A 12,397-nucleotide genomic window follows, 5' to 3' on the forward strand; every position below is an offset into this window, starting at 1 on the left:
TTTCGCGGCCTGACCCCAATCATCCCTCTGCACCCGGGAACCGTTGAATCCGATAAGTCTTGGATATGGCCCGTAACGCCGAAGTCATCCGCCAGTGGAAGCTCCTGCTCCACCTGGACGGCCTCTCCCACGGGCGCTCCGTGGACGAGCTCGCCACCGAGCTGGCCGTCAACAAACGCACGGTCTGGCGCGACCTCGCCGCCCTCCAGGAGGCCGGCTTCCCGCTCGTGGACGGCAAGCGCGAACGCAAGACGGTGTGGCGCGTCATGCAGTTGCCGCTCAAGTCGCTGACCGACGCGGGCCTCTCGGTCACCGAGGTCTGCTCGCTCTACATGAGCCGCGCGCTGCTGTTGACGCTCACCGGTTCGCCGTTCGAGGCCGGGCTCAACTCGCTCCTCAAGAAGGTTCAGCGCGCCCTCTCGCCGAAGACCCGCGAATTCCTCAACGAGCTCCCGAACGTCGTCCGCGTCAGGCCCGAGCCGCGTAAGAAGGTGTCGGCCGGCTACAACGAGATGGTGGCCAAGTTGATCGAGGCCTCCACCCGCCGCAAGGTGACGGAGATGCGCTACTTCTCCGTCAGCAGCAACCGTCAGAAGGACTACATCGTCCACCCCTACGTCGTCGAGTATTCCGACGGCGGCCTCTACCTGCGCGCCTACGTGCCTGAATACGACGAGGTGCGCCTGTTCGCCGCGGAGCGGCTCAAGAAGATCCGGATCACGGACGAGTCGTTCACGCCGGTGAAGGCGGTGAGCGGCGAGGATTTCGAGCCGTCGCTCGGCCTCGGCAACGGCAAGCCCGAGCGCGTGGTGCTCGAGTTCTCCTCGCGCGTCGCACCCTATGTGCGCGAGCGCGTGTGGCACAAGTCGCAGCAGATCGACGAGCTACCGGACGGCGGCTTGCGGCTCGGGCTGAAAGTCTCCCGCGACTGGGCGCTGCACGGATGGGTCCTGAGCTGGGGCCCCCACGTGCGCGTGACGGCGCCGTCGACGCTCGCCCACGAGATCCTCGACATGCTGGACGATGCCAGGGATTTCTATGTGCCGCGGTTGAACCTCGAGCCGGCGTTCACTCCGGCCGCTCCCGCTTCGGTCGCGGCCTCCCTCCCGCTTCGTCTTGCTAGCGCCCCTCGCCGAGCTCCAGTTCGTCGTGATGCAGCCGGTCGATGACCGCGAGCACGTCCTTGTCGCCCGGCGCCAGCGCGCGCAGGTCATCCACCACGACCCGCAGGATGCGCCTGGCTTCGTCAAAGTCGTCCCGCCGGCTCGCGTCGCGTGCCATCACCCGGGCGCGGTCGGCGAGCAGGGTGGCCAGGGCCAGGCGCACCGCGTGGTTCACGGGCTGGGCGTTGTTCTCCACGGCGGTCACCGCGCGCCATGTCACCGCGATGGGTTCGGGATGGAGCACGCGTTCGCGATCGACCACGCGGCACTGGACGCCAAGGCCCGAGCCTTCCTGGTGTGAGCCCTTGAAGGCCACGGCGATGATGAGCGTGATCTCCTGCTCCGCGGCCAGGTCGCCAACCTGCACCTGCAAGCGGCCTTCGGCCTGCGAAGTCGGCAAGCCGTTCACGACCATGGCCTCGATGCCGGGGTCGCAGGCGACCTCGAACACCACGTCGCGCGCCGCCACTGCCAGCGCGCCGATCAGGACCTGAAGGTAGCGGAGGGAGGGAGCGTTCGCGGGAACCAGCGCGCGATCGGTCTGGATGTGCATGGGCCCAGTCTGCCGGTCGAGCGTGACAGGCCGGGTCGTAGTTGGCGCGGCAACCACGTGTGACCCGCGCTGTCGCGGCGGCCACACAGGATGGGCGCATGACAAAGCTCATGCGCCTGGCGCTCTGGATCCTGGTCGTGTCGATCCCGACACTCGCGTGCGGCGGTGGCGGCTCCAGCACGCCCACCAGCTCCACGCCCATCGTCACCACGCCACCACCGGTCGTGACGACTACGGTGACACCTCTTGCAACACCGGCGCCTCCCGCCACTCCATATAGCGGACGCTGGTCCGGAAACTACGTCATCGATCGCTGCGATGGCACGGGGTCGGTGCAGGACCTGCTGTGCGGCACGAATCGCGGACTGTATCCGCCGGGGACGTCGCTCCCGATCACGCTTGACCTCACGCAGAGCGGCACCGCCACCGCCACGATCACTTACTGGGATACGCGGGCGTCGGGCAGCGTGATGGATGGGTTCTTCAACTTCAACGCCGGGTATACCAACATCCCCGGGATCGCGTTGGTCAGCGCGCGGTTGGGGAGCGTGAGGAAGTGACCGGCACGGAGAGTATCTGCGAGCATTTTGCTTGTGGGGTACGCAGCAATTGCTTCCGTGTGTTGCCCTTTACAGGAGGTCAGGAGGACACGAGATCAGAAGCCAGACCCCAGACCCTCCTGATCTTCTACACTCCTGATCTTCTGTGAGTTCTTGCGTTCAGATGGCCGCCAATCGCTCCACCGTATCGGGAAACCGCTTGACGAGCTTGATCAGTAACGCGGCCTGGGCGTTCGGTTTGGCCCGGCCCTGTTCCCAGTTCTCCAGCGTACGCACGTTGGTCCGGAGGTAGCCGGCAAACACGGCTCGCGACAGGTTCAGGGTCTCTCGCAAGCGCAAGAGTTCCCGCGGTGTCACGGCGGGCACCGGCTTGAACTCAACCGCGTGAGTCCGCAGCGTTCGTTTGCCGCCCCGGGCTTCGGCCAGCGCTGTCACGCCCTCGGTTAGTTCCGCAAATAGGTTCCGCTTCTTGCTCATGCTATTGACCCCAACTCAGCCTTCAGCAGACCCTTCAAGACGCGTCGCTGCACCGGCGTCAGGTCATCGACCTCGTCCTTGCCGTAAATGGTGAAAAGCCAGAACTGCGAACCGGCCCTCCGCCAGACCGGTGCCGAGCAAACGCCGGTAGCTCGACAAAGACGGCGGTCATGGACAGTATACGTTACTTGCGTATGATTCACAACGGGCTTGGGGCAGGATCATCAAGCGACGACGATGCCATCGTCGAGAAGGGAGCGGCAAGACGAAGGATCTGCCACGACGTTTCGCCCAAACGTACGCAGTAACTGCACCGTCGATTGACCTAGTTTCGGCTCAGCGATCTTCGGTCGAACGCAGTCGCCGCCGACAATGGTAGCGTCGTCGTCATGGATCGCGAGCGCAGATACTCCAGCGATGGTGTCGAGAAGCACATGCTCATTCTCGATTTGGTTCGGGTCACTGGCGAGTCTGAGGAAGAGGCGGTAATCGTCTCCTTGCGAGAGCGATTGGCGCGGTTAACGAAACCGATCTCCAAAGCGGAGCGGGTGCAGCAGGTGATGAATTTCCTGGAGACGTCCTGCCGGTCAGTGCGCCAGACACCAAATCAGCCCCTGACACGCAAGGAAGAGGATGCCATCCTCGGCTACGGACCGGAGGGCGTATGACTGTCGATGCGCGAACACTGGTCGCGATCGCGCGCAAGGAGCCTGGCTTCGAGGGCCTGGTCGCCCAGGTGGTGGAGGACGAGAACCCCCGGGTATGCGCGACCGCAGTGGCCGAAGCGGCGATCATCCTGTCGACAAGAGGCGACTGGATGTCGGAGCTGACCTTGGACGTCATGATTGGCCAATTGGGTATCACGGTGGTGCCGTTCACCAGGGACCACTGGAGAGCGGCGGTCGAGGCGTACCAAAGGGGCGTCAAGGCCGGCCAGTCACCCGCGCCGGCATTCGGCAGGTGCCTCAGCGCCGCGGTCGCGGCAAAGCTTGGTGCGCCGCTGATCGAGTAGCAGTTCTTGCCACCTGAATCGCCGCAAAGGCTCGCAGGAACTGCAACGCGCTGAGGTCCGAAATTCGAGATCACTGGGAATTCCTTGCGTTTATCGTTGGCCTCCCGTTCGCAGGTCTCACCGGCGGAGGACGATGCTACGATGGCCAACAACAACGAGAACGACATGACTACCAAGTTGATGTTTGAACAGATTCGCGAAGACATTAAGAAGCTTGGCGAGGGCTACGAAGACTTGAAGAGGCAGCTCTCAAAAGACATCAAGGACATGGGCCGGCATTGGGATACCAAATGGTCTCCGCATGATCTCGCGATCAGGAACCACGAGAAGCGAATCCGGGTCTTGGAACGACGGCGGCCCCGCCAAAGCGGTCGCTAGGCGGGTTTGAGCGCTGCCAAGCGGGCAACCAGCTCCTCGACGATCCCCAGCCACCCCAGCAACTCCGCCGATGTCGGCGACAGCTCATATGGATGCTGATGGCACGCCCGGCTGAGCCCCGCCCACGCGTAGGACACCCGCTCGGCCAGGTCCTCATCCCCCAGGTAGTGTGGAAGGCACAGCAGCTGCGCCTTCATCGAACACTGCTCCATCCCAAGCGCGCGGACGCGCCAGAAATCATCCAGTGCGGACTCGAGCGCCTGCCTCGCGAGCAAGGCGGTGGCGCGCGGCCACAACCCTGCCGTGGCCGGGTCGGTGCGCTCCATCAGGTTGCGCGCGGCGGACACGACTTCAGCATGCTCCAGCATCACAGCGCCTGAAGCCGTTCGGCCAGTTTCTCGGTGTCGTTGATCAGCTGCTGCAGATCCCCTGCGAACTCTTTGTGCGCGCCTTCGTTGCACTGCTTGAACGCGTCGCCGGCCCAGCCGCCGTACCTGTTCAGGCGGGCCATCACTTCGCTCCCCCGCTCGCGGTCGTCCCAGAAGGCCAGCGCGGCCAACGTCGTCAGCTTGCCGCCTTTGGCGAGCGCCTCCTCCACTTCGCCGTGCGACTTGCCGGCCAGCAGTTGACGCCGGCGGATCACGCCGATCAGCGCGGCTTCGAGCGCGGCGCGGGCCGCCTCCGCCAAGGCTTCGGCGGGCCAGGCAGAATGCTGAACACTGCGTCGCAACAATGGATTCGGGCAGGTCGGTGGTGTGCACCAGCGCCAGCACATGCTGGACGACTGCGCCTGGCCCGCCGAAGCCTTGGCGAAGGGGGCCGGACGGGATCGAGCGACTTCCTGACCTCCACCACAGAATTCGGACGCCGCGTGACCATGATGTTCCGGCTCTCGATGCCGAGGCGGCGGACGGCTTCGGGCAGTCGCTCGTCGTGGGTGAACACGATCACCTGCCGCGTGAGCGCGGTCTCTTCGAGCGCGCGGGCCAGGCCGTCGACGCGGGAGGGGTCCATGGATTGCACCGGGTCGTCGATGACCACGAACCGGAACGGGCTTTCGGGCAGGGTGGCGCGTGGCAGGAATAGGCTGAGGGCCAGCGAGTGCAGTTCGCCCTGGCTCATCACGCCCAGGGCGGCGCCGGCGACGCCGTCCACGGTGACGTCGAGCGATACCTTGCGCTTGGTGCCTGCGCCCACCAGCTCGATCTTGCCGAGCGTGACGTTGCTCTGCTGGCGCAGGTGTTCCCAGGTGGCCATGGCCTTGTCTGCGATGGGGGCGAAGCGCTGGTTGCGGATGTCAGACGAGGCGTCCTTCAGCCACTTCTCGGCCTCTTTGATGCGCGGGATGTCTTCCGCGGCCGCACGCGCCTTGCGGGCGAGGTCGAGCCAGCCGGCGATGGACTGCGCGATGGGCCGCCAGCGGTCTTCGCGCCGCTTCAGTTCCGCGGCCGCGGCCGTCTTCAACACGTCGATGGCGTCGAAGAACGCGCCGTGACGGCTCTCCAGGTGGATGGCGAGTTCCGCCAGGTCTTTGATGGTGGAGCCGGCATGCCACGTGTCCCACTGCGTGCGCGCGGTGTCGAGCCCTTCGAGGCCAATCTCGAACAATTGCGCCAGCAGTTTCGGCGGCGCCGCCATCATCTCTATCGCCTTCCGCCGCGCCGCTTCCGCTCCCCGATGCGCATCGTCGCTCGCCGCCGCGGCAATCTTGAGGCGATCGATCTCCGCGCGGCTTTTCTTGGCCCATGCCGACGTGAGCCCCTTCTTGCCGCCGCACACCGGGCAATCGGCATCGCCGTGATCGGCGTGGAAGGCGAGGGCCGCTTCGAGCAGCGAGGCGACTTGCCGAGCGCCGTCGGCATCGCTGCCGGCAACGGCCTTCAGTTTCTGATCGGCGGATCGGAGCGCGGTCACCGCGGCGGCGACCAGCGAAGGATCGCCGGCATCAAGCGCTGCTGCACGCGTCAACACGACGGTGTCCTGGGTCGCGGGCGGCGCCCCTCCGACGCTCACTATCTTCTCGGCCGCATCCAATCCCCAGTTCTTCGCCGTGAGCGCGTCCAGGCACTGGGACGCGCGATCGTCTGGCTCCTCGGCGATCAGCGTCTTCAGTTGCTCAACCAGATGCCCGCGCACTTCGTCTGCCGCGTCGAAGGGCTTCTGCCTGGCAAGACGTGCCTCGGCGAGCGCGTTCTGCGCGTTGACGAGATCCTCGAGACCCAGCACCAGCGACAGCGCGTCGTAGAGTTTCGACGGGCCCTCGTCCAGCATGGAGCCCAGCTCGTTGTAGGAGAGAAATGGGCGATACGACTCAAGCGCATCCGTCCACCCCAGCGCCTGCAGCGTCGTCTTCGGCTTGCCCTTGAGCTGCGCGGTTGTCTTCTGCGCATCAAGCTCGCCACCCGCGTCCCACGAGCAGCCGACCTTGGCGTGCCCGCCGCCCTCCAGGAGGAGCTCCGCCTCAATGGCGGCCGGATGCGCCTGATGCAGGTTGCGCCAGCCTTCCTTCCAGATTTTCGAGCGGTCCGACCAGCGCTTGCTATCGCCGGTGAGTAGCACTTCCAGCGCCTCAGCGAAGCTGGACTTCCCCGACCCGTTACGCCCAACGACGATGGTGAGGCCGGGGCCGGGAGTGAGGGTGAGTGTTTGCCTGGGGCCGATGCCGCGGAAGCCTTCGACGGTGAGGGAGGTGAGATATGCGCCGGCGTGGGTGGTTGCCGTTGCCTTCTCGTCGGCCTTCGTCGTTGTCTTGGTGTTCTGGAGGACGCTGTCGAGGGCATCGCGGCCGTCGCAGGCGGCGAGGACGAGGCTGCTCCAGGGCTTGGTGAGAGAGTCCCCGGACTTCAGAGCGTCGTGAATCAGTTGGCGCAGGTCAGGGTTCATGATCACAATCTGCCGCACGAATCGCCCGATGTGTACTCAAGATCTGCGACACACCGAAACCTGAGCCGCAAGATCGTTCGGGATCCCGCCCTATTTCACGTGGCCTGTCGTTCGCAGGTCCCACCTTCGCCAAAGGCTACGGTGGACAAGCCTCGCTGCGAAAGGACGATGCTACTATGACGACCGACGACGATATGCGCGAAAGAATCCAGAGTCTGGAAACGAAGTTCGACGGTCTGGAGAAGAAGATCGACCAGCTCCCGACGAAGGATGACTTTGAGACAATGACCAACAAGGTGTCCATCCTTGTCGGTGAGGCGAAGGACGCCGCGAGGAATGCGGCGGAAGGCTACAAGGCGACGCTAGACCGCATCGAGCGGAAGCTCGGCGAGCTGAACACGAACGTGGAGGTCAGGCTGTCGGACCATGACAAGGTCCTGGCAAACCACAACAGTCGCCTGATCGCTGTCGAGCCGCCACAACGCCCCTAGTTCCCCCCTCTTTCTTCGGGAAGAGGGTGCGAGGCCGACCGCGAGGTCGGCCTCAGTGTTGTACGGCGGCCCTCAACATCGTCACTCGGCCCCCGGAACCCAACCTTCTCGGCGATGCGTCGATCCCGCGGATCTAGTGCGGCGTCAACGCCATCGCCAAGCGACCGTCGAGATCGCCGGCGCGCATCCACTCGGCCACCACCCACGCATCATGCTGATCGGCGGTGCGTCCTTCTACCGCAGGGAACTGCCTATCCCATAGCCTCGCCATCCCCTGGTCGGCGGGGGTGCGACGCGCTGATTCCAAATCTTAAAGGACGGGTCCTTGCATTGAACTATCCTGGTCCGACCAAGCGATGCCTGAACTCTTGATTCCTGGCGCCTACTATGCCGCAGATGTCGCGACGTTTATCGCGGCTTCGCCGGAGCAGATCCTAGGCGTTCTCGCCCTTCGCAGCAACTTCAACGTAGACCAAACGCAGCGCGACGCGTGGGTCGGCGAAATCGAAATACTCAAGGACGCGCTTACTGGCACCGACGGGACCTTAATTCTTGAGTTCGATGTTCCCCGAATCGGTAGCCGCATAGACGCTGTGCTGCTGTCTGGGCCGGCTGTGTTTGTAATTGAATTCAAAGTTGGCGAGCGCCACCGCACGCGTGACCACTTCAATCAAGTCTGGGACTACGCTCTAGACCTTAAGAACTTTCACCAGGCTAGCCATGGCGCTCCCATTTTTCCGATTCTCTTACCAACGGAGGCCGATCACTCCGAAGGGATCTTTGCAGAGCCTTCACCAGACGGCGTGTTCCCGCCGGCATTCTGCAATGGCGACGGACTGAAGCAGCTCATTGCAGAGGGTCTCAAGAAGGCCAATGGGCCAATCATTGAAGCGAGCGCCTGGGCGAATGCTCCCTATCGACCCACTCCAACAATTATCGAGGCAGCTCGGGCGCTGTATTCTCGCCACTCCGTGGATGCGATCGCCCGGCATGATGCTGGCGCACAGAACCTAAGCGTTACCTCGCAGCGCATCGAAGCCCTTATCGACACAGCGCGAAAGGAAGGGCAGAAGATCATAATCTTTGTCACAGGAGTGCCCGGTGCGGGTAAGACGTTGGTAGGCCTGAATGTGGCCACGCAGAATCGCGCAGACACACCAGTGCATGCTGTGTTCCTCTCAGGTAACGGCCCGCTGGTGGCGGTGCTGCGCGAAGCTCTTGTGCGCGATGAACTGCAACGCAGGCGGCATGCGGGTGAGCAAGTTCGCAAGGGAGAGGTCGGTCAGAAAGTCAAAGCCTTCATCCAGAACGTCCACCACTTTCGGGATGCTGGCCTGAGAGACGTGACTGCTCCGGTAGACCATGTGGTGATCTTCGATGAAGCTCAGCGAGCCTGGGACCTTAGGCAAACTGCGAATTTCATGCTGCGGCGAAAGAAACGTGCTGACTTTGATCAATCGGAGCCGCAGGTCTTGGTTTCGTATCTCGATCGCCACAAGGATTGGGCTGTCGTGATTTGCCTCGTTGGCGGCGGGCAGGAGATCAACCGGGGCGAGGCTGGCATCGCCGGATGGCTAGATGCGATGGAAACGTCTTTCCAAGGCTGGACCGCGTACGCCTCTCCTCATCTCTCTGAGAGCGAACCCGATACAGTTCGTGCAATCGAGGACCTTCGGCGCCGCGAGAAGATAAAGGAGGATCCGGCTTTGCATCTGGCAGTGTCGATGCGATCCTTTCGCGCTGAGAACGTGTCGTCATTCGTGAAGGCCGTGCTCGACCTCGACACCCTGGATGCGCAGGCCACCCTGCGGCAGATGGCAGGTCGATTCCCCATGGCTGTGACTCGCGACTTGTTCAAAGCCAAGAGCTGGATTCGTGAACATGCGAGGGGCACTGAACGTGTGGGATTGGTCGCATCGTCTGGGGCTCAGCGTCTCAAACCCCACGCGATCGACATTCGCGTGAACGTCGACCCAGTGCACTGGTTCTTGAGCGAGCCTGACGACCTGAGAGGTAGCAATTTTCTCGAGGATGCTGCCACGGAATTCCAAGTTCAGGGCCTTGAAGTCGACTGGGCCTGTGTCACTTGGGATGCGGACCTGCGGTTAACCGACCATGGCTGGAGCCATCACTCATTCGTGGGCAACCGATGGACCACGGTGAGGAATCTGGATCGACAGAAATATCTCGTGAACGCCTATCGCGTGTTGCTTACCCGCGCTCGGCAAGGGATGGTGATCTTCGTGCCGCCGGGCGAAGCGGGCGATGCGACGCGGCCTCCGGAGTATTACCAGCGAACATACGAATACTTCAAGGACCTTGGCATCCCGGCAGTCTGAGAACATCCGCTGCAGGCAGACCTTGCTGCCTAGAATGGAATGTCCGCCTGTCGGAGGTCACCTCGTCGGACATTCTCGAGAAGTCCGACGCAAACGTTTGACAGCTACTGGCAGAGCGCGGAATACGAGGACTACGAGCCGGCCAAGCACGCCAAGCGACTGGACCACGCATTGGCCGGGGCTGAAGCCCCGGCCCTCCGGGATGATGGGTTCCTCAGCTTTCTCGACGTCACGCCGTGGCCGCATCAGACGGAAATTCCCGAGAAGCTCGCCGCCGAACGCGAACGTCACCACCGCTTCAAGAACCTCGTGGTCGCCGCCACCGGCACCGGCAAGACCATCGTCGCCGCCCTGGACTTCAAGCGCCTGCGCGCGCAGATGGGCGACCCACGCCTGCTGTTTGTGGCGCACCGGCAGGAGATCCTGAAGCAGAGCTTTGGGGCACCTCCCGGGAAGGCACTTCTTGCCGGGAGGGCAAGGCAGGTCGCCGGCCGGAGGCTCGACTACCTCGACGTGCGGCACAGGTGTATCCTGTGACCGAGGAGCAGACCGTGGCCGCACTCGCTGACCGAATTTCCGTGGATCCTGGCCAATGCGGGGGCCGTCCCTGCGTGCGCGGGTTACGCATCCGTGTCACCGACGTGTTGGACCTGCTCGCTGCCGGCCTGTCGCCGGCGCAGGTGCTCGAAGAGCTGCCGGATCTGGAGATCGAGGACATCTCCGCATGCCTGCGATTCGCCAGCCGGCGCCTTGATCATCCCATCGTAGCGGCGTGACCATCTGGCTCGACAATCAACTGCCGCCCGCCCTCGCGGCGTGGATGCGGGTGACGCTGGCTATCGACTGCGTGCCTATCCGCGACTTGAACCTGCAACGCGCGTCAGACGCGGCTATCTTCACGGCCGCCCGGGAATCAAAGGTCACCGTGATGACCAAAGATGCCGACTTCGCGTCACTGGTTGACCAACTTGGTTCGCCACCCCAGGTCATCCTTGTCACTTGCGGCAATACCTCGAATGTGCGCCTCCGTCAGCTGATCGAAACAGCGTGGCCCACGATTCTCCCCATGCTTGAACGCGGCGAACAGCTGGTCGAACTCGGAGAGCAACCGCCGTCTGCCCAGGCGTAGGCAGGGGGTGTCAGCGGGGAGACGCCTCCAGAAACTGATCGTAACGCTGCTTGAGCAGCGCCGGATCCGGCTTCGATGCATCGCGGCGTGGCACCCAAAGAGATTTCCCATTGAACCCTTGGAGTCCGTGGACAAGCATGGGACCGTCCGTCTCCTCCAGGACATCTCTTCGAACGTCCACTGTGTAGTCGGGGCGAATCCCAATCAGGTTCGTGTCGAACGCCGCGTGATGGAGCTTGCAGAGAGCGAGACCATTCCTCACCGACGGCACGCCAAGAGGATCAGCATCCCCCACTATGTGCGCCGCCTCCAGGAGCTCTTGTCGACGCAATCGGCAGACGGCGCAGTGGTTCTGGTAGGCCAGTACGACACGTTCCCTGAACTCGCGCTGATGGAGGCGCTGTTGGAATGTGCGGGTCGCATAACGACGCCGAATCTCCATTTCCTCCGACTCGGGTGGCGGCGAACCAAGGCTCGCGAACCGCCGTTCCTCGACACTGACTGTGAACACCAGACCAGCAGGGTTGTCGCCAACGATGTAGACAGGCCATTCGGGAACGTACAGACCCGGGACAACACCATGGAAGTAGATCAACGGGATGTGGCGCTGCATGGCCAGGCGCAGGCCGACATTCTCGTGATGGCCGGGGTCGGTCCCGCGATATCGATACCGCAGCAAGCCATCGTCGCCGAAGGCATCATCGTAGGGCCGGTCCTCGCCTTCGATCACGGGAACGGTCGTGATACTTAGCGGCACGTCGGTGATGACGCGGGGCTTGAAGATGCCTTGGGGGCCCATGAGCGGAACGCGCTGGCCGTCGAAGGTGAATCCAGCTACGAGAACGGCTCTTGGCAGGGCCCGTTCGTCGCTGGCCAGCCGTGTCTGCTCTCCAAGGAACTTGAAGGCAGCTAAACGAACAAGCGCGTTGTGATCGTCCATTCCGAGGCTGGAGCATTCTAACCAGTTCCCGTGCTGGCGGACTTCTTCAGGGCAGCAAAAGTGGCGAGTGCGTAGAAACGGCATCGGGTCGCGCCAGCTCGCGTAGCAGAACTTGCGACCAGTCGGATGACCTAGGCCAGAGAACGCTCGTGAAATCGCTCGAATTCAGGCGGCACTCGATTGGCATTGCCACCTGGCATGCCCGAGATCTCCCGCTTCTACGGAATCGTCATTCGCATGTTCGCCGAGGCCGGCGCACGCCACCATCGTCCGCACTTCCACGCCATCTACCAGGATCACGCGGCCGCGTTTGCGATCGACACTCTCGAGTTGCTTGGCGGCGACCTACCCGTCCCGCAACGCCGCCTGGTCGAGGCCTGGGCGGAGCTTCACCGGGCTGAGCTGCTGACGGACTGGACCCTCTTGCATTCGGGTCAACCCCCGGTCAAGATCGACCCATTGACCTGACTCA

At 63.3% G+C, this 12,397-nt stretch carries 17 protein-coding genes; 11 read left to right on the top strand and 6 right to left on the bottom strand.

Going from position 1 to position 12,397, the window contains the following annotated elements; all coding sequences use genetic code 11:
• Nucleotides 1-65: 65 nt before the first annotated feature.
• Nucleotides 66-1,169, top strand: a complete 1,104-nt coding sequence (locus tag WC815_16410) for a transcriptional regulator (GenBank protein ID MFA5910366.1) — start codon at nucleotides 66-68, stop codon at nucleotides 1,167-1,169.
• Here the strand turns inward: WC815_16410 and WC815_16415 are convergent.
• Nucleotides 1,120-1,716: a hypothetical protein gene (locus WC815_16415; protein ID MFA5910367.1), complete on the bottom strand. Its 597-nt coding sequence runs from the start codon at nucleotides 1,714-1,716 to the stop codon at nucleotides 1,120-1,122. The two genes, WC815_16410 and WC815_16415, sit on opposite strands and share 50 nt — an antisense overlap.
• A 98-nt stretch (nucleotides 1,717-1,814) precedes the next feature.
• Between WC815_16415 and WC815_16420 the strand changes: the two genes are divergently transcribed.
• Nucleotides 1,815-2,276, top strand: coding sequence for a hypothetical protein (locus WC815_16420; protein ID MFA5910368.1), 462 nt, complete (start codon nucleotides 1,815-1,817; stop codon nucleotides 2,274-2,276).
• A 159-nt stretch (nucleotides 2,277-2,435) separates the two neighbouring features.
• Here WC815_16420 and WC815_16425 read toward each other — a convergent pair whose 3' ends face one another.
• Nucleotides 2,436-2,753, bottom strand: a complete 318-nt coding sequence (locus WC815_16425; GenBank protein MFA5910369.1) for a hypothetical protein — start codon at nucleotides 2,751-2,753, stop codon at nucleotides 2,436-2,438.
• Between the two features lie 389 nt (nucleotides 2,754-3,142).
• Here WC815_16425 and WC815_16430 point away from each other — a divergent pair, with 389 nt between their 5' ends.
• The 3 genes from WC815_16430 (at nucleotide 3,143) to WC815_16440 (ending at nucleotide 4,143) form a co-directional block, all read left to right on the top strand.
• On the top strand, nucleotides 3,143-3,421 hold the full coding sequence (locus tag WC815_16430) for a type II toxin-antitoxin system VapB family antitoxin (protein ID MFA5910370.1): 279 nt from the start codon (nucleotides 3,143-3,145) through the stop codon (nucleotides 3,419-3,421).
• Nucleotides 3,418-3,765, top strand: coding sequence for a type II toxin-antitoxin system VapC family toxin (locus WC815_16435; protein MFA5910371.1), 348 nt, complete (start codon nucleotides 3,418-3,420; stop codon nucleotides 3,763-3,765). Before WC815_16430 ends, WC815_16435 begins: the two co-directional genes overlap by 4 nt.
• Before the next feature lie 141 nt (nucleotides 3,766-3,906).
• Nucleotides 3,907-4,143, top strand: coding sequence for a hypothetical protein (locus WC815_16440; GenBank protein MFA5910372.1), 237 nt, complete (start codon nucleotides 3,907-3,909; stop codon nucleotides 4,141-4,143).
• Here the strand turns inward: WC815_16440 and WC815_16445 are convergent.
• The 3 genes from WC815_16445 to WC815_16455 are packed head-to-tail and all read right to left on the bottom strand — an operon-like array spanning nucleotide 4,140 to nucleotide 7,026.
• Entirely contained in the window at nucleotides 4,140-4,511 is a 372-nt protein-coding gene (locus WC815_16445; GenBank protein MFA5910373.1) for a hypothetical protein, read from the bottom strand. The two genes, WC815_16440 and WC815_16445, sit on opposite strands and share 4 nt — an antisense overlap.
• Nucleotides 4,511-4,831 carry a hypothetical protein gene (locus tag WC815_16450; GenBank protein MFA5910374.1) on the bottom strand — a complete coding sequence of 107 codons (321 nt, stop codon included), beginning with the start codon at nucleotides 4,829-4,831 and terminating at the stop codon, nucleotides 4,511-4,513. Before WC815_16450 ends, WC815_16445 begins: the two co-directional genes overlap by 1 nt.
• The gene (locus WC815_16455) at nucleotides 4,792-7,026 is read right to left on the bottom strand and encodes an AAA family ATPase (GenBank protein ID MFA5910375.1); all 2,235 of its coding nucleotides are present in this window, start codon (nucleotides 7,024-7,026) and stop codon (nucleotides 4,792-4,794) included. Before WC815_16455 ends, WC815_16450 begins: the two co-directional genes overlap by 40 nt.
• Before the next feature lie 176 nt (nucleotides 7,027-7,202).
• Here WC815_16455 and WC815_16460 point away from each other — a divergent pair, with 176 nt between their 5' ends.
• From WC815_16460 to WC815_16480, 5 genes are all read left to right on the top strand, one after another.
• Nucleotides 7,203-7,517 (top strand): DUF2730 family protein, encoded by a 315-nt coding sequence (locus WC815_16460; GenBank protein MFA5910376.1) that lies wholly within the window; start codon nucleotides 7,203-7,205, stop codon nucleotides 7,515-7,517.
• Nucleotides 7,518-7,873: 356 nt separating this feature from the next.
• Nucleotides 7,874-9,856, top strand: coding sequence for a DUF2075 domain-containing protein (locus WC815_16465; protein ID MFA5910377.1), 1,983 nt, complete (start codon nucleotides 7,874-7,876; stop codon nucleotides 9,854-9,856).
• 39 nt (nucleotides 9,857-9,895) lie between these two features.
• The gene (locus WC815_16470; protein ID MFA5910378.1) at nucleotides 9,896-10,393 is read left to right on the top strand and encodes a DEAD/DEAH box helicase family protein; all 498 of its coding nucleotides are present in this window, start codon (nucleotides 9,896-9,898) and stop codon (nucleotides 10,391-10,393) included.
• Between the two features lie 41 nt (nucleotides 10,394-10,434).
• Complete coding sequence (locus tag WC815_16475) at nucleotides 10,435-10,632, top strand: DUF433 domain-containing protein (GenBank protein MFA5910379.1); 198 nt, start codon at nucleotides 10,435-10,437, stop codon at nucleotides 10,630-10,632.
• Nucleotides 10,629-10,985, top strand: coding sequence for a DUF5615 family PIN-like protein (locus WC815_16480; protein ID MFA5910380.1), 357 nt, complete (start codon nucleotides 10,629-10,631; stop codon nucleotides 10,983-10,985). The genes WC815_16475 and WC815_16480 overlap by 4 nt, the downstream gene beginning before the upstream one ends.
• Nucleotides 10,986-10,995: 10 nt before the next feature.
• Here the strand turns inward: WC815_16480 and WC815_16485 are convergent, their stop codons facing one another.
• Nucleotides 10,996-11,925, bottom strand: a complete 930-nt coding sequence (locus tag WC815_16485; GenBank protein MFA5910381.1) for an HNH endonuclease — start codon at nucleotides 11,923-11,925, stop codon at nucleotides 10,996-10,998.
• 198 nt (nucleotides 11,926-12,123) lie between these two features.
• On the opposite strand from WC815_16485, the gene WC815_16490 reads away from it, so the two are divergent.
• The gene (locus WC815_16490; GenBank protein MFA5910382.1) at nucleotides 12,124-12,393 is read left to right on the top strand and encodes a DUF4160 domain-containing protein; all 270 of its coding nucleotides are present in this window, start codon (nucleotides 12,124-12,126) and stop codon (nucleotides 12,391-12,393) included.
• The last annotated feature ends 4 nt before the right edge of the window (nucleotides 12,394-12,397 follow it).

The organism is Vicinamibacterales bacterium (genome assembly GCA_041659285.1).
Taxonomy (GTDB): Bacteria; Acidobacteriota; Vicinamibacteria; order Vicinamibacterales; family UBA2999; genus 12-FULL-67-14b.